Annotated in this window: 16 protein-coding genes; 3 read left to right on the forward strand and 13 right to left on the reverse strand. The window is 70.1% G+C overall.

Translation table 11 applies throughout. The annotated features are described in order from the left end of the window. Positions 1–27: 27 nt before the first annotated feature. Entirely contained in the window at positions 28–1,278 is a 1,251-nt protein-coding gene (locus ACYVLQ_RS15480) for an MFS transporter (RefSeq protein WP_460698149.1), read from the forward strand. Positions 1,279–1,291: 13 nt separating this feature from the next. Here ACYVLQ_RS15480 and ACYVLQ_RS15485 read toward each other — a convergent pair whose 3' ends face one another. From ACYVLQ_RS15485 to ACYVLQ_RS15500, 4 genes are all read right to left on the reverse strand, one after another. Beyond that, entirely contained in the window at positions 1,292–1,708 is a 417-nt protein-coding gene (locus ACYVLQ_RS15485) for a methyltransferase domain-containing protein (RefSeq protein ID WP_460698150.1), read from the reverse strand. A 64-nt stretch (positions 1,709–1,772) separates the two neighbouring features. Beyond that, positions 1,773–2,111 (reverse strand): hypothetical protein, encoded by a 339-nt coding sequence (locus ACYVLQ_RS15490; protein ID WP_460698151.1) that lies wholly within the window; start codon positions 2,109–2,111, stop codon positions 1,773–1,775. 114 nt (positions 2,112–2,225) lie between these two features. Beyond that, on the reverse strand, positions 2,226–2,561 hold the full coding sequence (locus ACYVLQ_RS15495) for a histone-like nucleoid-structuring protein Lsr2 (RefSeq protein ID WP_460698152.1): 336 nt from the start codon (positions 2,559–2,561) through the stop codon (positions 2,226–2,228). A gap of 130 nt (positions 2,562–2,691) precedes the next feature. Further along, a complete protein-coding gene (locus ACYVLQ_RS15500) occupies positions 2,692–2,877 on the reverse strand; it encodes a hypothetical protein (protein WP_460698153.1) in 186 nt (61 codons plus the stop codon). An 18-nt stretch (positions 2,878–2,895) separates the two neighbouring features. Here ACYVLQ_RS15500 and ACYVLQ_RS15505 point away from each other — a divergent pair, with 18 nt between their 5' ends. Continuing rightward, positions 2,896–3,618 carry a hypothetical protein gene (locus ACYVLQ_RS15505; RefSeq protein ID WP_460698154.1) on the forward strand — a complete coding sequence of 241 codons (723 nt, stop codon included), beginning with the start codon at positions 2,896–2,898 and terminating at the stop codon, positions 3,616–3,618. A 345-nt stretch (positions 3,619–3,963) separates the two neighbouring features. Here the strand turns inward: ACYVLQ_RS15505 and ACYVLQ_RS15510 are convergent, their stop codons facing one another. The 3 genes from ACYVLQ_RS15510 to ACYVLQ_RS15520 are packed head-to-tail and all read right to left on the reverse strand — an operon-like array spanning position 3,964 to position 6,615. Then, a complete protein-coding gene (locus ACYVLQ_RS15510) occupies positions 3,964–4,617 on the reverse strand; it encodes an isochorismatase family protein (RefSeq protein ID WP_460698155.1) in 654 nt (217 codons plus the stop codon). A 50-nt stretch (positions 4,618–4,667) separates the two neighbouring features. Then, complete coding sequence (locus ACYVLQ_RS15515) at positions 4,668–5,810, reverse strand: isochorismate synthase (protein WP_460698156.1); 1,143 nt, start codon at positions 5,808–5,810, stop codon at positions 4,668–4,670. A 7-nt stretch (positions 5,811–5,817) separates the two neighbouring features. Next, positions 5,818–6,615, reverse strand: coding sequence for an SDR family oxidoreductase (locus ACYVLQ_RS15520; RefSeq protein ID WP_460698157.1), 798 nt, complete (start codon positions 6,613–6,615; stop codon positions 5,818–5,820). 90 nt (positions 6,616–6,705) lie between these two features. On the opposite strand from ACYVLQ_RS15520, the gene ACYVLQ_RS15525 reads away from it, so the two are divergent. Beyond that, complete coding sequence (locus ACYVLQ_RS15525) at positions 6,706–8,352, forward strand: (2,3-dihydroxybenzoyl)adenylate synthase (RefSeq protein WP_460698158.1); 1,647 nt, start codon at positions 6,706–6,708, stop codon at positions 8,350–8,352. Positions 8,353–8,390: 38 nt separating this feature from the next. Here ACYVLQ_RS15525 and ACYVLQ_RS15530 read toward each other — a convergent pair whose 3' ends face one another. The 6 genes from ACYVLQ_RS15530 to ACYVLQ_RS15555 form a co-directional block, all read right to left on the reverse strand. Then, complete coding sequence (locus tag ACYVLQ_RS15530) at positions 8,391–8,630, reverse strand: phosphopantetheine-binding protein (protein WP_460698159.1); 240 nt, start codon at positions 8,628–8,630, stop codon at positions 8,391–8,393. Position 8,631: 1 nt separating this feature from the next. Then, on the reverse strand, positions 8,632–9,471 hold the full coding sequence (locus ACYVLQ_RS15535) for a siderophore-interacting protein (RefSeq protein WP_460698160.1): 840 nt from the start codon (positions 9,469–9,471) through the stop codon (positions 8,632–8,634). After that, positions 9,468–10,586: an enterobactin transporter EntS gene (gene entS, locus ACYVLQ_RS15540; protein WP_460698161.1), complete on the reverse strand. Its 1,119-nt coding sequence runs from the start codon at positions 10,584–10,586 to the stop codon at positions 9,468–9,470. The genes ACYVLQ_RS15535 and entS overlap by 4 nt, the downstream gene beginning before the upstream one ends. Before the next feature lie 102 nt (positions 10,587–10,688). Next, positions 10,689–11,681, reverse strand: coding sequence for an ABC transporter substrate-binding protein (locus tag ACYVLQ_RS15545; protein WP_460698162.1), 993 nt, complete (start codon positions 11,679–11,681; stop codon positions 10,689–10,691). A gap of 36 nt (positions 11,682–11,717) precedes the next feature. Next, the gene (locus ACYVLQ_RS15550; RefSeq protein WP_460698163.1) at positions 11,718–19,157 is read right to left on the reverse strand and encodes an amino acid adenylation domain-containing protein; all 7,440 of its coding nucleotides are present in this window, start codon (positions 19,155–19,157) and stop codon (positions 11,718–11,720) included. 122 nt (positions 19,158–19,279) lie between these two features. Further along, positions 19,280–20,119, reverse strand: coding sequence for an ABC transporter ATP-binding protein (locus tag ACYVLQ_RS15555; RefSeq protein ID WP_460698270.1), 840 nt, complete (start codon positions 20,117–20,119; stop codon positions 19,280–19,282). Positions 20,120–20,129: the final 10 nt, after the last annotated feature.

Below are 20,129 nucleotides of genomic sequence, written 5' to 3' on the forward strand. Positions count from 1 at the left end.
CAATTTGCTACCAAATTGGGAGGTCTCGTGTCGACAGGAGTCACCCGGTCACAGCGATGGATCCTGGCGCTGGTCTGCGCCGTCGCGGTATCGACGATCTATGCGATCCAGCCGGTACTGGCCGCGGCCGGGCGCGATCTGGGGCTGGCGCCGGAGTCGCTGGGCGGTCTGGTCGCCACCGGGCAGATCGGCTACTTCGCCGGTCTGATCGCACTGGTCCCGCTCGGCGATGTGCTGAACCGCCGCCGCCTCATCGCCGCGCACCTGGCGCTCACCGCCGTGGGGGCGGCGATCGTGGCCGCCGCACCCAACGGGGTCCTCGTGATGGCAGGGCTCGGTGTCGCCGGGGTCTTCGCGGTCGTGGTGCAGGTGACGGTCGCCTACGCGGCCGCCGTCGCGGCGCCGGGCGAGCGCGGCCGCACCATCGGCGCCGTCACGTCGGGCGTGGTGATCGGCATTCTCGGCGCCCGCGTGCTCGCGGGCGCGCTGGGCGATATGGCCGGATGGCGCGCGGTCTACGCGGTGCTCGCGGTGCTCTGCGCGGCGCTCGTCGTCACCGTTCGCGCGCGGCTGCGCCCGGATCCGAGGGCGGGCGCCACGCGATACACGCAGGTGCTGGCGTCGATGGGCAGGCTCGTGCGCACGGATCGGCTGTTCCTGAGCCGGGGTCTGATGGCCCTGTTCCTGTTCGCGTCCTTCGGCACGCTATGGAGCGGCCTCGCACTCCCCCTCAGCACCGAGCCCTGGAACCTGGGCACCACCGCGATCGGCCTGTTCGGATCGGCTGGCCTGGCCGGAGCGCTCGGTGCCGCCCGCGCGGGACGATGGGCCGATTCCGGTCGCGCACAACAGATCACAGGTTGGTCGCTGGTGCTGTTGACCGGGTCGTGGCTGTTCATCGCCCAAGCCGGATCGAACCTGTGGCTCCTGGTCGTCGGGATCGTCGCGCTCGACTTCGCCGTCCAGGCCGTGCATGTCGGCAGCCAGCACCTGCTGACCACCGCGCTCCCGGACCACGCCAGCAGCGTCATCGGCGTCTACATGGCCTGCTACTCCCTCGGGTCGGCCCTCGGAGCGGTCACGACCACCTGGGCGTACGGCACGTGGGGATGGTGGGCCTCCTGCCTGGTCGGCGCGCTCTGTGCACTATCCGCGCTGGTCGTGTGGGGCGTGGGTCAGCTCACGGGTGTCGCACGGCGTTCCGATCTCGGCTCGCAGCCCCCAGGCGGCTCGCACCACCGGTCGTTGTGCCCCGCGGGATCGCCGGAGCATTCCTGACCGACGCCACGGATTAGGTTGCCGCCGAGGACTTCTCGGAGGTCGCTCGTCGAGCCAGGGGCCTTCTTCCCCGACGCTGGCGAGCATCGGCAGGACCGCCGCGTCCGTGCGGACGATCGTGTGCACCCGCCACGGTGACATCTGTGAATCCGTTGTCCAGCAGCAGGTTCCGGTAGCGGCGGGCGACTCGCGGGCTCGGCATGTTGTCCGCGCGGGTGCGGACGAGACCGCGGGTGAATTCGGGAGCGTCGGAGTCGACAACCAGCGTGTCCCAGTCCTGGCCGATGAGCACCGCCCGGCCGCGCGCGGCGAGGACCCGGCGGGCTTCGACAACCGCCTGCTCGGGTTCGGGGAGGGCGTGCAGGAGCTTGTCGGCGCGACAGCCGGTGACCGAACCATCCTCGGGCGGCAGGGCGAGGGCGTCGGCCACGTGGAATTCGCCTGCGGGCCAACGCTCTACGGCGACCTCGATAGAGTCACCGCCACGATCGCCGTCAGGGGACCAGGGCGTACACCTTCACGAGGAATCCGTCGTCGGCGGCGCCGAAGGGGTTGGCGATGTAGAAACCGCGGCGGGACAGGGATTCTCGCTCGCGCGGGAGGCGCGTTCTCGAGCCGGAGGCGATGTTGGACAGGACGCGCTGATCGTAGTTCGCCCGGACGTCGGACATCACGCTGAACCTGATCGCCCCGCTGTCGGGTTCGGTCCGCCAGAGCAGTTCCTGGGTACCCTCCGGAACGGCGGCGAGCGAGAAGTTCTTGCTGGATCGATCTCTTCGTCCCGACCAGGGTTGGCTATCCGACCGGATCTCGGCGACCAGCACCTCGGCCATCCCTACTCTCCTCCACGCGTCGACGATCGTTCCCGCTGCTCGAGTGTACCGACAGGCGCCGATGAATTTCCGTCTCCCCGTTGGGGCAGCAGTCGACTGCTGCCCCGGCCGGTGTCAGCTGGCCTTGTTGTACGCCGAGACGACCTCGGCCTGGATCCGGCCGCGCTGCGAGACGCTGTACCCGTTCTTCCGCGCCCATTCCCGGATGGCGGCCGTCTGCTCCCGCCCTGCCGCCGTCCGCGGGGCGCTGCGATCCTTACCCTTGGGGACGCGGCCGACCTTGCGAGCGTGCGGCGTCCACTGTTCGAAGATTCCGCGCAGTTTGCTCGCGTTCAGCACCGACAGATCCATCTCGTACTCGACGCCGTCGACAGCAAACCTCACCGTTTCCTCGGCCTCGGACTTGCCGTCGTAATCGTCCACCAGCTCGACGGTGACCTTGCGTGCCACTCCATATCCCTTTCGTTGAACCAGCAGGAGGGCGCAAGCCTATCCCACGCCGCGTGCTGTTGATCACTGTCCGGCGCGGTCGGTTGTCGTAAAGCGCCGGGGTGCAGCCGAGTTCACCGCGGGCGGCCCCTCAGCCGTGGGAATTCTCGCCGGGGCCCGGGTCGGGCGGGGCTACCTCGGCGACTCTCTCGTGCAGGCGGGCGCGGATCTGTTCCGGCGTGTAGGAGCGCCGCTGCCGCTCCGCCCGCACGATCACGACTCCGGTCGCGGCGACACCCGCCGCGCCCGCCAGACCGAGTACCTTCCACCAGCGCATGTGCCTAGGCTACTGCCTATGGCGGGTACGAACATCGACCTCGACCGGGCGCTCGAACTCACGCGAACCGGGGATCTGTGGTTGTTTCGCGGGAGTTCGGCGGCCGATCGAGCCATTCGGATGACCACGAACAGTCCGGTCAACCATGTCGGGATGGCCGTTGCCATCGACGATCTCCCGGTACTGATCTGGCACGCCGAACTGGGCAGGCCGCTGCCCGACATGTGGTCGGGCACCAAGCACCGCGGCGCTCAGCTGCACGATCTGCGCGAGGCGGTACTCGTGTGGGCGCAGCGCTACGGCCAGCGCGCGTGGCTGCGCCAGCTGGACCGCCCGGTGACCCGTGAGATGGAGGACGCCGCGCTGCGCGCCATCGCCCGGCTCGACGGCCTGCCGTTCCCGTCGACCTCCGGTCTCGCCGCGCGCTGGCTGGGCGGCCGGGCCGCCCGGTTGCGGCGGAAATCCCGTACGGCCGAGGCGAGTTCGGCGGCCGGGCAGGACCTGCGGAGCGCCTACTGCGCCGAGATCGTCGCCCTCACCTACCAATCCATGGGACTGCTGCCCGAACGCCGCGCGAATTGGTATGACCCCGGGCGTTTCTGGAGCGGTGACACGCTGCGGCTGTCCGGTGACTACCACCTGGGTGGCGAGATTCCGGTGGAGGTCCCGGCCAAAAGCACGCCGGGAAATGAGGGGATGGGCACGCCGGGAAATGAGGGGATGGGCACGCCGGGGCAATGAGGGGATGGGCACGCCAGGAAATGAGGGGACGGGCGCGCCAGGAAATGAAGGAATGGGCGCGCCGGGGCAATGAGGAAGGGGCCCGCCGCGCCGGGCAATGAAGGAATGGGTGCGCCGGGCAATGGGGGATGGGGGATGGGCGCCGGGCAATGAGGGAATGGACGCGCCGCGAAACTAGAGGGGGGCACGCCGGGTAACGCGGGTGGGCACGTCGGGCAATGAGGGGTCAGTAGATCCGCGTCCACCTGCACATGGGCCTTCATCGCCATCGGTCGCCCCGACCTCCCTCGGCCGCGCCGCCGAAACAGGAGCGTGGTTCGTTCCGCGGGCGGCGCCCGGGACAGGTTACAAATGTCTGGACTCCGCGGCGGTGAGCCGGTCCAGCAGGTCGGCCGTCGACAGTACCGCGCCGCACCGGCGAGCGGTGTAGTTCAAGGCCATCAGATGTTCGTCGCGACTGAAGTCGGCGGTCGCGTCCAGGGCCAGGAACGGGCGCACGTCGCTCATGAAAGCCTCTGCGGCGCTGAGCATGCAGCCCATGTGCGTGTACACGCCGGTGACGATCAGATGGTCGCGGTGGTAGTAGCCGAGCAGCTCGCGCAGGTCGGTGCGCTGGAAGGCCGAGTAGCGCCATTTGGTGACCTGAATGTCCTGCGCGTCCGGCCGAAGTTCGGCGACGACCTCCGTATCGGGCCCGTGCGACATGCCCGAACCCCAGAAGTCGGCGAGGATGCCGCGGCGCGAGGGATGCTGGTTGCCCGGCTGCATGGTGTAGATGACCGGAATACGCAACTGGCGGCAGCGATGTCGGAGCCTGCCGATGTTCGCGATCAGGGTGCGGGCCGGGTCGCGGTCCGGATCGTAGGCCGACATGAAGTACTGCTGCATGTCGTGGATCAGCAGGGCCGTGCGCGCGGGATCGACATTCCAGGACACCTGGTCGGCGGTGACCTCGTCCGGTCCGGGCATCGGATAGGGCGCGATCGGGGGTATGGGCATGCTGTCTCCGAAGTCGTAGTGTGTGGTGCCGCCGGCGGGCTCGGCGCCGGTCAGGCGACGGTGAGTGGCAGGTCCGCGATACCGAGCGGCCCGAGAACGCGCTGGAATTTGCCTGTGGTCTCGGCCAATTCGGCCGCCGGGTCCGATTCGGCGACGATGCCCCCACCCGCGTGCGCGAGCAGCGTGCGGCCGTCGGCGTCGAGTTCGGCGCAGCGGATGCTCACCATCCACTCGCCGTTCCCGGCGGCATCGCACCAGCCCACCGCACCGGCGTAGAAGCCGCGATCGCCCTCCAGTTCGGCGATCAGGTCCGCCGCCGCCGCGGTGGGGGTGCCGCACACCGCCGGGGTCGGATGCAGGGCGAGGGCCAGTTCCAGGGCGGACGGGCCGTGGGCGGGCACCGTGGCGGTGATCGGCGTGCCGAGATGCCACATCACCGGCGTGCGGGTGAGCTCCGGGGTCGCCGGGGTGTGGACGCCCGCGCAGCGGTCCTGCAGCACTCCCGTGACCTGGTCGACCACGTACCGGTGTTCGTCGCGATCCTTCGACGAGGCCAGCAGTGCCTCCGCGGCCGCGCGGTCCCCCGCCGCGTCGGGGAGCCTGCGGGCCGAACCCGCCAGCGGATGGCTCAGCACCTCCGTGCCCGTCCGCCGCACCAGCACCTCCGGGCTGGCGCCCACGAGATGCCTGCCGCGGTACGGCCCGCCCGCGGCGGACAGATCGACGAGGAACCCGTTGCCCGACGGGTCGGTGGACACCAGGAGATCCAGGAGATCCCCGGCCGCCACGGGCTGCTCGGACCGAGCGCGAATCGCCCTGGCCAGCACCACCTTCCGCACCGGGTGCGCGAGATCGCCCAGCAGCCGCACGGCCGCGGCGACCCGCCGCAGATGCGCCTCCGGGGCCGGGACGGCGGCGTCCAGTTCGAACCGGGGCAGCGCGGCCGGTGCGGCGGATCGGTGCGGGGACGCGGTCATCGTCACCGATTCCGGCGCCCACAGCGCCGCGGGCGCGCCGGACGCGAACGGCAGCGCTCCGACGACGTAATCGGCCCGGCCACTGCGCAATGCGCGCACCGCCTCGTGCGCGGTGCCGAAGACGCGCCCGGTTCCCGCGACGACGGTCCGGTGTGGACGAGACAGGACGAAGGCCGGACCCGAGGGGGCGGCAGATGTTTCGGAAATGGTGATCATCCTCTCGTCACATATCCAACGTGGCGCCGCCGTCCACCCGCAGATCGTGCATGGTGATGTGGCGGGCGTCGTCGGACACCAGGAAGCGGACCGCCGCGGCGATATCGGCGGGACTTGCGATGCGCCGCAACGGTATTCCGAGGCGATACGCCTCCGGATCACCGTCGAGCAGACTCTCGAGCGCGGCGTCGTCCAGCGGGCCGTCGCCGTATATGCCGCGCAGCATGGGAGTGTCGGTGGAGCCGGGCGACACCACGTTCACGCGCACGCCGTGCGGGGCCACCTGCAACGCGAGCGACCGGGTGAACGCGGTGGCCGCCGCCTTCGCCGCGCCGTAGGCGGCCAGGCCGACCCGCGGAGTGGTCGCGGCATTGGAGGATACGACCACGATCGCACCGCGACCGGCCGCGACCATTTCGCGGGCGGCACGCTGGGTGATCCGCACGACGCCGGTGGCGTTGACGCTCAGGATGCGCTCCCACGCCTGCGGCGTGACGTCCAGCGGCGTACCCGGGGCCATGATTCCCGCGGCGTGCACGACCACATCGGGTGTGCCGTGTTCGGCGATCAGCCGATCGAAGGCCGCGGTGACCGCCGTCGCATCGGTCACGTCGACCTCGACCGCGTGCACCGAACCCGATGCGCGGGCGGCTATTTCCCGCGCGGACTGCCGCACCTGCGGATCGCGGTCCCACAGCGACAACACACCGGCGCCGATCGCGAGCTCTGTCGCGATCGCGGCCCCGATACCGGCGGCCGCACCGGTGACGACGACCACCGGGTCACCCGAAACGATCATAAACATAAGGTTAGCCTAACCTGACTATAAATGGTGTGCTTGTCCACCCTCGGGCAAGCGCACCTCGCTGGATTCGTTGAAAAGAGGTGGCCCCCAATGCCTTCGATCGTTCTTCCCGGTTACACGTCGTGGCCCGCGGCCGACGCCGCACGGTATCGGTCCGAGAAATGCTGGACCGGAGAGACGTTCGGCGACGTGCTGACCGCCCGCGCGGCGGCCGTGCCGGAGGCGATCGCCGTCGTCGACGACGCACACCGCTGGACCTACGCCGAACTCGACCACCGCACCCGCTCCCTGGCCACCGGGCTGGCCCGGCTCGGGATCGGCCGCCACGACCGGGTGCTGGTACAGCTGCCCAACCGCGCCGAGTTCGTGGAGGTGATATTCGCGCTGTTCCGGCTCGGAGCGCTGCCGGTGTTCTGCCTGCCCGCGCACCGGCAGGCGGAGCTGGCGCCGATCGCCACGGCGTCGGCCGCCGCCGCGATGATCACCTGTGGCGTGCATCAGCGCTTCGACCATGCGGCACTGGCGGATTCGATACGGCAGCGGGTCGGGTCGCTGCGTCAGGTGCTGGTCGTCGCCGACGACGCCGATGCGCTGCCCGAAGGTGTGCACGATATCGACGAATTCCGGGACACGCCGGGCGATCTGCCCGAGACCGATGCCGGTGAGGTCGCGTTCCTGCAGCTGTCGGGCGGTAGCACCGGCATCCCGAAGCTCATCCCCCGCACCCACGACGACTATCTCTACAGCGTGCGCCGCAGCACGGAGATCTGCGAACTCGACAGCGGCACCGTCTATCTCGCGGCGCTGCCCGCGGCACACAACTTTCCGATGAGTTCCCCGGGCATCCTGGGGGCGCTGTGGGCCGGGAGCACGGTCGCCATGGCGCCGGATCCGACTCCCGCCACCGCATTTCGTGCGATCGAGTGGTTCGGCGTCACCATCACCGGCCTGGTGCCGCCGCTGGCGCGGCTGTGGGTAGAGCGGGCCGAGGCGGGCGATACGCCGGATCTGTCCAGCCTGCGAGTGCTGCAGGTGGGCGGGGCCCGCTGCCCCGACGAGCTGGCGCGGCGCGTCGGCCCCGCGCTGGGGGTGACGCTGCAACAGGTGTTCGGCATGGCCGAGGGCCTGGTCTGCTATACGCGCCTGGACGATCCGATCGAGGTGGTCGTCGGTACCCAGGGCCGTCCCATGTCCGAGCACGACCGGCTCCGGGTCGTCGACGACGCGGGCGACGAGGTGCCGCCGGGGACCGACGGCAACCTGATCACCAGCGGCCCGTACACAATTCGCGGCTACTACGACAATCCGGAGGCCGACGCCCGCAGCTTCACCGCGGACGGGTGGTACCGCACCGGCGATATCGTGTGCCTGCGGCCCGACGGCAACCTGGTCGTGCGGGGGCGTGCCGGGGACTGGGTGAACCGCGGCGGCGAGAAGGTGTCGGCGGAGGAACTCGCGGCCCATCTGCTGGCGCATCCCGGTATCCGCGACGCGGTGATCGTCGGCACCGCGGATCCTGTTCTGGGACAGCGAATCTGCGCCTTCGTCCAGCCCGGCGACCCGGCGGCGCCACCCACCCTGTCGACCGTGCGCGCCTTCGTGCGGGAGCGCGGTGTGGCGGCCTGGAAGATGCCGGACGCCGTCGTGGTCGTGGACGATTTCCCGGAGACAGGGGTCGGCAAGACCAGCCGCCGGGAGTTGCGCCGGCTGCTCGCCGACGGGGCGCGGGCGCGGTGACGGCCGGGGTGGCGCGGCCGGTGCGGCCGCGCCGCCCGTCACGCCAGCGCTTCGAGCCACGAGCCGAGCACGGGATCCGAAGCGAGCGTGGGGAAGTCGATGTGCTCGTGGCCCGCGGACCGCCACTTCTCCACCAGGGACATGATCCGGACCGAGTCCAGCCCGGCGTCCAGCAGATTGGTCTCCGCGGTCAGCTCGCCCGGGCCGACGCCCAATGCCGCTGCCACATCGTCGATCACGCGCTGGCGGCCGTCCGCCGTCGCCTGCTCGTTCGTCATGTCATTCCTCTCGGTCGAAATCGGCGACGCCGCGCTTCCAATACCCGGCGATCAGATAGTCCTTGGGCCCCACACCGAGTTCGGTGCGCACCCACTTGCGCAGCGGGCGCAGCCAACCGGCCTCCCCCGCCATCCAGACGTAAATACGTTCTCCCTCCGGGACTTTCACTGTGCGCACCGCCTGCTCGAAGGCCTCGCCGGTGCCCGGGTCCGCGGGCCCTCGATGTACCCAGCGCACCTCGATGCCGGACGGCGGATCCAGCGGGATCTCCTCGGCGGCATCGACGACCTCGATGAACGCCCACCCGGAGGTGCTGCGGGGCAACCGTTCCAGCCATCGGGCGATGGCGGGCAGCGCGGTGATGTCACCGGCGAACAGGTACCTGTCGTAGGACTCCGGCACCACGACGCCGCCGGGCGGCCCGGCGATGTGCACCCGGATGCCGGGCGTGGCCGCGAGAGCCCAGTCGGACGCCAATCCGCCGGGGTGGATGGCGAAATCGATATCCAACTCGCCGTCCTCGGCGCTGTAGCGGCGCACGGTGTACTCCCGCGACACCGGGCGCGGGCTCCCCCATTCCAGCGACAGCCCATCCCGCTCCGGCAGCCGCAGCACGCCGTCATCGCACGGAAAGACCAGGCGCACATGCTCGTCCGGAACGTAGCTGTGGAACCCGTCCAGTTCCCGCCCGCCGAACGTGATGCGCAGCAGCCCGGACCCCACCTGCTCGGTGCGGATCACCTCCAGCTCCCGCAATCCGATCGGGTAGCCGACCTTGGCCCCGTGCGCACCGGACAATACCTCCGCGATGCGCTCGGCATAGGCGGCGCGATCCGTCACTTCTCCTCCTCTCGCTGTGGCGGCCCGGCGACGATCGCCACCAGCCCGCCGAGTACCAGCACCGACACCCCGTAGACCACGAGTGCGGCGCCCGGCGCGAACAATTGACCCATCAGGCCCGCCACCATCGAGCCGACGGCGGTGCCGGTGACCGACTGCACCATCAGCAGTCCCGACATCCGTCCTCGCAGTTCCTCGGGCGCCTGCTGCTGTAGCACCGTGTAGCGCAGCACCATGTTCACCGTCCGGGCCAGGCCGAATCCGGCGAGGCCCAGGAAGACCCAGGCGGCGTGCGACCACAGCCCGGCCGCGCTCACGCCGATCGGCATGAGCGCCAGCGTGAACAGCAGCGCCCGCCCGGGGCGGCGGGTGCGGCCGATCCAGCCGCTGGTCAGCGAGCCGATCACGGCCCCGGCGCCCGGTGCGGCGTACAGCAGGCCCAGCGTCGTCGGCCCCGCGCCGAGTTCCACATCGGCCAAGGCCGGAAGCAACACCAGCGGGCCGCTCACCAGCATGGCGAGCAGGCCGACCAGCAGGACGGCGCGAATGCCGCGGTGCCGCGCCGCGAATCCGATGCCCGCGAACAGTTCTCGCACCGGATGGCCGGCGGCGCGGGTCGGCGGCGGCGCGGGACCGATCGCTCGGATCAGCCCGACGGTCGCGGCGGTGGCGGCCGCGGCGATGAAAAACGCTATGGCGACACCGGTTTCGGCGATGAGTACACCGGCCAGCGCCGGGGCGACCATGGTGCCCGCATCGGAGGTGAGCGCGGTCAGCGCCCCGGCCGCGGCGACCTTCTTTCGCCCCACCAGCACGGGCACCAGTGCCATCAGGGTGGTTCCGCTGACCCCGCCCGCCACCCCGTCCAGCACGGCGGCGACATAGATCACCGGCAGCAGCGGATCCGGCAGCAGCGCGTTGACTCCGAGGATGAGAAACCCGAGACCGGCCGCGGTGCGCGACCATTGGATCACGTCGCGGCGGTCGTACCGGTCGGCGAGCACGCCGCCGCCGAGGCTCCCGGCCAACAGCGCCACCGCCGTCACGGTCGCCACCGCGGCGACGTGCACCGACGAACCGGTCAGCTGGTAGATCTGGACGGGCAGCGCCACCATGAGCAGCGATGCCCAGCACCGAGACCAGCCGCGCCGCGAACGCGCGGCGGAACCCGCGGCTGGTCCGCAGCGGGGAGATGTCGACGAGCAGCCCGGCGGCTGTCACCGAAACCGCTGCGCGATGGTGTCGAGGGTGCTCATGACACCGCGGTAGTCGAGGCGATAGCTGGCCGCTGGGAGGTCGAACACGCGGTGCGCCTGGAACGCGGGAAGCCTTGCGTACAAGGGATCTTCGGCGAGTTGGGCGCCGTTGCGGCCGCCCTCCAGCGGAAGGACGAACAGTACCGGAGCGTCCACGACGGTGGTCAGCAGCTCCGGGCTGAACGACACCCAGTCGGCGGCCGCGGCCCGGGCGGGATTGCCCGCCTTCGCGGCCACCTGGGTGTCATTGCTGAAGCCGACCTCCGCCAGCAGCGACGGCAACGCCGCGTCCGGCACGATCAGCGTCGGCTTCAGGTCCTTGCGCGACTGGAAGTAGGCGGCGGCGCCCGCCGGGACCGTGATCGCCGACTTCACCTTCATCACCTTGTCCCGGTACGCGGCGATCAGGCCGTCGACCTTCTCCCCGCGGCCCACCACGTCGGCGATCAGTCGCAGCTGCTCCTGCCAGTTCACGGTGGCGGCCGGGACCAGCACCGTCGGGGCGATGGCGCTGAGCTGGTCGTAGGCGTTGGCGGACTGCTGGGCAGGGAAGCCCTGGCCGCCGCCGATGATCAGGTCGGGCCGTTGCGACGCGATGAATTCCAGGTTGACGTCCTCGCCGATCGGCACCGCCGCGGTGCCCTGGCGCTTCGCGTCCTCGGCCCAGGCGGGCGGGAAGTCGCTGGTGAAGTTGTTGACGCCGAGCACCCGCGCGTCCGCCGCGGCCACCGGCGCGCCGAGGTCGTAGAGGTATCCGGCCAGGGCGCCGTTGAGCACGACGATGCGCTTCGGATCCGAAGGCACGGCAACGGATCCGCGTTCGGTCTGCACCTGCCTGGTGTCGGAGGCCGACGTGGCCCCGGGGGTGGAGCCGCAGCCCGCCACCGCGAGCACGGCGAGTATCAGCAGGGCGACGGCGGCCCGCACGCGGGCTCTCGGTCGGAGGGCAGTCATGGCGGGGTCAACCTTCTTTCTCGTTGTGCGCGAGGCTCAGTCGCGGATCGCGGGATCGACGTCGAGCAGTGCGGCGACCTCGGTCCAGCCGGTCGGGGACACGATGTCGAAGTGCGAGTACGGGAGTCGGCGGACGACGATGTCGGCGCCCGTCGCCCGCCAGCCGGTGATCTGGGCGTTGCCGCGTTCGGGTGCGGTACCGGGATCCCCGGCGTACAACGCCAGGGGTCCGGCGTAATGCGGCGGGTCCGACACGGTGACCATGCGCAGCAGCCGGGTCGCGGCGGAGCGGATCGCCTCCGCGAGTTCCGGTGCGTCGTCGGGGAGTTCGGGGAGCAGCCGATCCAGTTCGGCCGGGTCGGCCAAGGCTGTCTCGGCACGCTCGACGAGATTCGGCAACGGATGGGAATCGACCAGTCCGGCGAAGGCGATCGGCTCCCCTTCGGCCGCCAGCCGCGCCGACATCGCGTGCACGATATTGCCGCCCAGTGAGTAGCCGAGCAGGTGATACGGGCCGTGCGGCTGGATGTGGCGGATGGTGGCCAGATACCGGTCTGCCAGTTCATCGATGGTTCGGGCCCGAATCTCGTTGCCGCCCAATGCCGGAAACTGCAGCCCGAGGATCGGCCGCTCGGCGCGGAGCAACCGCGCCAGCGGCGCGAACTGCCAGGCGGTGCCGCCGACAGGATGCACGCAGAACAAGGGCGGGGCCGAGCCAGCGGAACGAAGTTCCAGCACCGGGTCCAAGCGGCTACCCAACATGGCCAGCCCATCGGGCAGCAGGGCCGCGTACCCGCCAAAGCCCGAGGAATGCCCGGCAGGTGCGGGCCCCCACCCAGCCGGATCGGAACCACGCTCGGCGCCGGACTGGGGGCGGGCGAATTCGACGTCGGGCACCTCCACTCGCGCCGTGACTCGCGCTGCGAGCGCGCGCGGCGTAGCGGCCTCGAACACGTCGTCGAGGACGACCTCGAGTCCCGAGCGCCGCAACCTGCCGGTCAGCCGGACAGCGGAGAGTGAATGTCCTCCCGCCTCGAAAAAGTCGTCGTCGGTAGCGATTTCGGGCACAGACAGCACCGCGGCCATAGCCTCACGGATACGACCCATCACCCGGCTCCCATCCACCCCCGAATTTCCGGCACGCTCGGGAATAGGAGAGTCGAGAGACTCGATGGGAGGGGTAGGGGCGCCGGGGCGGTGAGGGGTGGGGGTATGGGGCGGGGCGGGGAGGGCCTTGCGGTCGATCTTTTCGCTGGCGGTGCGGGGAAGGTCGTCCACGATGACGAAGGCGGCGGGAATCATGTAAGCGGGCAAGACCTTTTGGAGGGCGGCACGGATGGCGTCGATGTCGAGGGCGGTCCCCGATCCCGCGATGAGATAGGCGACCAGGCGCTGGTCGCCGGGACTGTCCTCGCGCAGCAGTACGACCGCCTGGGCGATGCCCTCGCAGGCCAGCAGCGCGGATTCGATGTCGCCCAGTTCGATTCGCTGACCGCGCAGCTTCACCTGGCTGTCGGTGCGGCCCACGTAGTCCAGTTCGCCGTGCGGGCCCCACTTGACCAGATCGCCCGTACGGTACATCCGCTCACCGCTGCCGCCGGGGTCGGCGACGAACGACCCGGCCGTCAGATCGGGTCGGGTGAGATACCCGCGTGCGAGCTGCACTCCGGACAGGTACAGCTCCCCCACCACGCCCGGCGGCACCGAACGCAGCCGCTCATCGAGCACACGGACGCCCGCGCCGCGCGGCGGCCGCCCGATCGGCACCGAGCCGATATCGCTGTCGGTCGTCACGTGGTAGGTGATGCACACCGCGGCCTCGGTCGGGCCGTACAGGTTGTTCACGCGCGCGCCGGTGAGTGCCCGGATGCGCTGCGCCGTGGCGGGCGGCAGCGGTTCACCACCGGTGAACACGCACCGCAGATCGCGATACCCGGCCAGGTCCCCTTCCTCGGCGAACACGGTGAGCATCGACGAGGTCATCTGCGCGGCGGTCACCCGCTCCCTGCGCATGAGCTGCGCCTGGTAGTACGGATCGCGGTGACCGTTGCGGCGGACGATCGCGATCCGCGCGCCGACGTGCAGCGGCAGGAACACCTCCAGCAGCGAGGCATCGAATGTCGCGGCCGTCCGGTAGAGCATGGTGTCCCCCGGCCCGAAGCGATGCTGCCGCTGCAACCATTCGAAGGTGTTCACGATGGCCGCGTGGCTGACGCCCACCCCCTTCGGCACGCCGGTGGATCCGGACGTGAACAGCAGATACCCGCAGTGTCCGGGACGCAGCGGCGCGCGGCGTTCGCCATCGGTGACCGGGGCTGCGGATCCTCCGGTCAGATCCAGTTCGTCGACCGCGACCACGGCGGCACGCTCGGTGGCGAAGGCATCCGCGGCGAGCCCGAGAACCAGTGCCGGAGCGGCGGTTTCGAGGATCCTGTCGATGCGCTGGGCGGGCTGGTCGGGATCCACCGGCAGGTAGACGCCGCCGGACCGGCATACCGCGTGCGCCGCGATCACCTGGTCTATGCCGCGAGGCATGGCCACCGCGACCACGGTCTCGGGCCCGACACCGCGCGAGATCAACCACCGGGCAAGTCGATTGGCTCGGGCGTGGAACTCACCATAGTCGAGCGTGATTTTGTCAGCGGTGATGGCGGGAGCGCACGGATCGACCATCCCCGACCCCCAGGTGGCGAGTGTGTTACCACGGGTCTCCACACGCGTTGCGGCGGCGGTGATTTCGGAGACAGTCGCGTCCTGGTCCATCACGAAGGCCGTCAGGACCGCGCCGAGCGTGTCCGCGAGCCGCTCGGCCGACGTTTCCGGCACCGCCTCGGGGTCGTGATGCAACAGCAGCTCGAACCGGTCGCCCGGCAGCGCCGTCACGGTGATCGGGTAGTGGGTGAGGCCGTGCACCGCCACGTCCACCATTTGCAGACTCTGCGCTTTCGTTTGCCGCAGAACGGCTTTCGGGAAATTCTCGAAGACGACGAGGGTGTCGAAAAGGCGGCGGTGTCCCGCGACTCGTTCGACGGCGGCCAGCCCCAGGTATCCGTGCGACTGCATGTCGAATGCGGATTGCTGGAACCGAGCCAGCTGCTCCGTCAGCGGCCGATGCGCGTCCAGGCGCATCCGGACCGGCACCGTATTGCTGAACAGCCCCACGGTCTTCTCCACATCGCGCAGGTCCGGCGGGCGGCCGGAGACGACCGTGCCGAACGCCACGTCGGTGCGACCGAGATGGTCGGCCAGAGTCAGCGCCCACGCTCCCTGGACGAGCGTGTTCATGGTGAGGCCGTGGCGGCGGCCGAACGTCTCCAGTGCCGCGGCAGTCGTATCCGGCAGGGGCACCGGCACTCCCACCGGTTCCGCCCGCCGACCGGCGATGCCGACCAGCGTCGGCGTCGGCAGGCCGGACAGGTAGGTACGCCAGCGATCCAGCTCACCCTCCGCGTCGCGGGCGGCCAGCCACGCCAGATAGTCGCCGTAGTACCCCGGTTCGGGCAGCTCGCTTTCGCCGCCGTGATACAGCGTGAGCGTCTCCCGCAGCAAGATCGGAATCGACCAGCCGTCCGCGAGCAGATGATGCGCCGTGAGCACCAGCCGCTGGGAGGTGTCGGTGAGCCGAATCAGCAGGGCACGCAACAGCGGCGGGATGCCGATATCGAATGGTGTAGTGCCTTCACTCCGTTCGAGCTCCCGAGCGGCGGTGTCGATGTCACCAACCGGCAGGCCGCGCAGATCCTCTACCCGCCAACATGGTTCGGGCTCTCTCGGGATGATCTGAACCGGGTGGTCGAACCATTCGTAACCGAAGGCCGCGCCCAGGTTCGGATGCCGGGACAGCATGCGCTCGAACGCGGCCGCCAGGCGCTCCGGATCGACCGGACCACGCAACTCGAAACGCGCTGTCATGGTGTAGATGTCGTCCGTCCCGTCCCGCAGCGCGTGGAAGAGCAGACCTTCCTGCAACGGCGACAGCGGAAGCACGTCGGCGATCGGACCGTACTGCGCGGTCATCGCGTCGAGGGTCTCGGGCGGCAACGCGCCCACGTAATCCCGGCGTGCTGTTGGCCGGAATTCACCGAGACCTGGTGCCGCATTGCCGGATTGGATCCCGGCAAAGAGTGCGCCGGGAATACTGGAGGTACCTACACCGACAGCGCCGAGAATATTGGAGGCACCTGCACCGACAGCGCCGGGACTACCGGTGGTGGCTGCGGCAGGGGTGGGTTGGGCGGTGGATGCCAGCTCGCACAGGGTGCGGCGGGTCAGGAGGTCCTGCGGCGACAGGGTCAGGCCGTGGGATCGTAGGCGGCTGCTGACGCTGATCGCGGTGATGCTGTCGCCGCCCACGGAGAAGAAGTCGTCGTCGATGCTCACCGCGTCGTCGTCGAGTGCCTCCGAAACTACCTGGCAGAGTGCGCGTTCGGCCGGGGTCGACGGTGGCCGGCCCCCGCCCTCGGACGGCGGATCGGGCAGCGCGGCGCGGTCGAGTTTGCCGTTGACCGTACGCGGCAGTTCGTCGAGCACGACGATGCGCGACGGCACCAGATGCGCGGGAACCACGTTCGCCAGGGAGCCGCGTAATCGAGTGGAATCCCATTCGGCGACGTCATCAGCCGGTACCGCGTACCCGATCAATGTCGGGCGGCCGGCGATCTCGCGAGTGTCGGCGGCGGCCGCCCGCACCTCCGACAGAGCACCGAGCGCGGCCTCCACCTCGCCGAGTTCCACCCGGTGCCCGCGAATCTTCACCTGGGCGTCGGTCCGGCCCGCATACTCGTAGCCGCGGCCCGGCACCCAACGCACACGGTCCCCGGTGCGATACATGCGAGCACCCGGCGGCCCGTACGGGTCCGAGACGAACCGCTCGGATGTGGCCGCGGCCCGCCCGAGATATCCGCGCGCGAGTTGCGGCCCGGCCAGATACAGCTCACCGACCTGGTTGTCGGCGACAGCCTGTAAACCGTTGTCGAGCAAGTAGACCCGAGCCCCCGGCAGCGGACAGCCGATGTGCGGAGTCTCCCCCGACACCCTCGCACCGATCGTGTCCACGGTCGCCTCGGTCGGCCCGTACATGTTGACCGCCGCCAGCCCCGCGCCTTGAACCTCCCGCCACAGGTCCGGCGGGCAGCCATCCCCGCCGAGCACCACCAGATGCGGTGCGACGGTCGGCAATCCGTGCTCCATCAGCGCCGCGACCAAACCGGGCGTCCCGTCCACGACATCGATTCGGTCCCGCTCGAACGCCGCCACCAGAGCCGCTGGATCGCGCCGAATCTCGCTGTCGTACACGTGAATACAATGTCCATCCAGCAGCCACAACAGCGGATCCAGCGCAGCGTCGAACGCGAACGACGTCGTATGCGCCACGGCCACAGGCCGATCCCCCACCCGCACCAGGGCATCGGCGAATATCCCCGCCCGATGCCCCGCCAGCAGCTGTGCCAGCGCCCCGTGATCCACCAGCACACCCTTCGGCCACCCCGTCGACCCCGAGGTGTAAATCAGATAGGCGGCATGCCCGGCCCGCGCGGCACCGTGCTCCGCCGCGGTCATCGGAGCATCGAACTGCCGAGCCACCTCGGCCCGAAACCCCACACCGTCGATCACGACGAGAAGGGCGCCCGAGGCTGCCGCAGAGCGTGTTTCGCCGGCCGAAAGCTTGCCGGAAATATGGGGAGGCGGCGTGCCCGAATCACGGCGGGCGGATTCCTCGGCCTCGTCCGCTGCACTGGGCGCCAGCTGCGCGGCCAGCGTACCGTCGGTGAGAATCAATTCCGGTGCGGCGTCATCGATTATCGCGCGCAGCCGCGGTATCGGATGCTCCGAATCGAGGGGGAGGAAGGCGCCGCCCGCGCGCCATACGGCGAACAGGGACACCACGAACTCGACTGTTCGGGGCAGGGCGATGCCGACGATTGTTTCCGGCCCCACTCCCCTGCCGCGCAGGTACCGGGCGAGGCAGTTCACACGGGAGCCGAATTCGGCTGCTGTCCAACGCCTCCCGCCTACCGACAGCACCGTGGCGGCAGGGCGCTCGGCCACCAGACGGTCCAGGGCATCCGGCACCAACTCGGCCGAGTCCGCGGCCGGCCCGGATCTACCGGCCAGCAGCGCCTGCCGCTCGGCGCGGTCGATCAGTTCCAGCGCGCCCACCGGCAACTTGTCCGCGCCGGTGAACGCGTCGATCGCCCGCACCAGACCCGTGATCCGCCGCCGCACGACGTCCGGATCATTGGTCCGCGCATCGGATTCGAAGCCGAGCAGCACCGTGCCGTCGGTCTGCGGCGTCACGATCAGGCCGAAGTCCTCCGGCGGCCCGCCCGCGACATTGCGCAGCACCCCGCGCGCCCCGTCGAAATCCAGGGAGAAGTCGAAGACCTTGAGGTTGACGCCGACGCCGTGCAGCAGTTCGCCCGCGCCGTAGCCGTGGAAGTCGCGCGCCAGATCGTCGCCGCTATATCGCTGATGTGCCCGAATCTCGCGCAGCGCCTCGGCCGCCCGCGGCCCGAGCTCCCCGATCCGGTCGTCGGCGTGGACGGCCAGCCGCAGCGGCAGCACGTTCACCGCCATCGCCGGGGTGGTCAGGGCCGCCCGTCCGACCCGCCCCATCAGCAGCAGGGAAAGCACCACATCGGAGGTGCCCAGTTGCCGGTTCAGGTAGGCGGCATAGCCCGCGACCAGCACATCCGCCCAGGTGATCCCGTATCGCTCGGCGCACTCCCGCAGTCGGGCGGCGGCATCGGCCGACAGCACCGCCTCGGCGCGAACCGTCCGCTCCACCGCACCGCCCAGGCGCCGCCCGCGGCCGCCGAGGTCCGGCCAGGGTGTCAGCCGTTCCCGCCAGAAGGCCCGGTCCCGTTCGAACCGCGCACCTGCGCGATACTGCTGCTCCTCGGCCACCAGCTCCGCGATGGTCCCGAAAGTCGGTTTGGGCGCGGGGATTTCGCGGCGCAGCGCGGTGTAATGGGCGGCGACCCGCCGCGACAGCAGCGCGGCACTGTACCCGTCCACGATGAGATGGTGGTACAGCTGCACACACCACACCTCGCGGTCGCTGAGCCGGATCAGCGTATAGCTGTACAGCTGCCGGTCGACCATGCCGCGGCAGTGCTCCGCGGCGCGCTGCCGTTCCAGCGCTACCGTCTCGTGGGCCAGCGCCATCGGGTCCGCCGCGGCGCGCAGGTCGACTGTCGGCCGCAGCACCGCCGCGGCGTCGGTGACGAATTGCCGTGGCCCCTCGGGTGTTTCGTCCATGCGCAACCGCATGTTCTCGGCCTCGCCCACGGTGCGGCGGATGGCCTCGGCCAGCAGATCGACGTCGACGGGTGCGTCGCCCGAGATCTCGAGGACCTCGCCGACCAGGTAGCGCCCCGATTCGGGATCGAGCCGCTGGGCGTTCCAGATACCCAGCTGCGGCCCGGTCAGCGGCAACCCGGGACGGTCGCTCGAGTCCTGTTCGACCGGCGGCACGGCAACTCCCTTCACCCATACAACACTCGCGTTCGGACACTTTCCCAGCGACGGGAAACCGGCACACCAAGAAAGGTTAGCCTAACCTCACTTAGATGAGAACCTTCCGTCAACTACCCACTTCACAGCACCCGCACGGCGTTCCGCGCGAGCGGAACCACCAGTGGCGCACCGGTTTCCGGATCATCGACAATGCGGCAGCCGAGATCGAAGACCTCCCGCACCAGCTCGGCGGTGACGATCTGCCGGGGCGCACCGGCGGCGACCACCCGGCCCTCCTTCATGGCCACGAGGTGGTCGGCGTAGCGGAAGGCGTGATTCAGGTCGTGTAGCACCGCGACCACGGTGCGCCCCGAATCCCGCTGCAGCGCCCGGCACAGGTCGAGCAGCTGGATCTGATGGGCGATATCGAGGTAGGTGGTGGGTTCGTCGAGCAGGATCACCGGAGTGTCCTGGGCTAGCACCATCGCGATCCAAACCCGTTGGCGCTGACCGCCCGACAGCTCGTCAACCGCGCGAGCCGACAGCTCTGTGACGCCCGTGGCCGCCATGGCGGCGGCCACCGCCTTCTCGTCGGCCCGCGACCACTGCCGCAGCAGCGACTGGTGCGGGTAGCGGCCGCGGGCCACCAGGTCGGCGACCCGGATCCCGTCCGGCGCCGTAGAGGTCTGCGGGAGCAGCCCGATCCGCCGGGCCACCTCCTTCGGCGGATACGCGGTGATCGGCTTCCCGTCCAACAGCACCGCACCGGACTCCGGTGTCAGCAACCGCGCGAGCGCGCGCAGCAGCGTGGACTTGCCGCAGGCGTTCGGCCCGATGACCACGGTGAACGCCCCGTCCGGAATGTCCACGGAGAGTTGATCACTGATGGTTCGCCCCCGGTAGCCCAGACGCACCCGATCGGCCCGCAGTCGCGCGTGCACCGCGCCGGATTCGCCGACGGGACCGTGCATTTCGTTCATCGTCATCTTT

The sequence above is a fragment of the Nocardia thraciensis genome, from assembly GCF_054782435.1.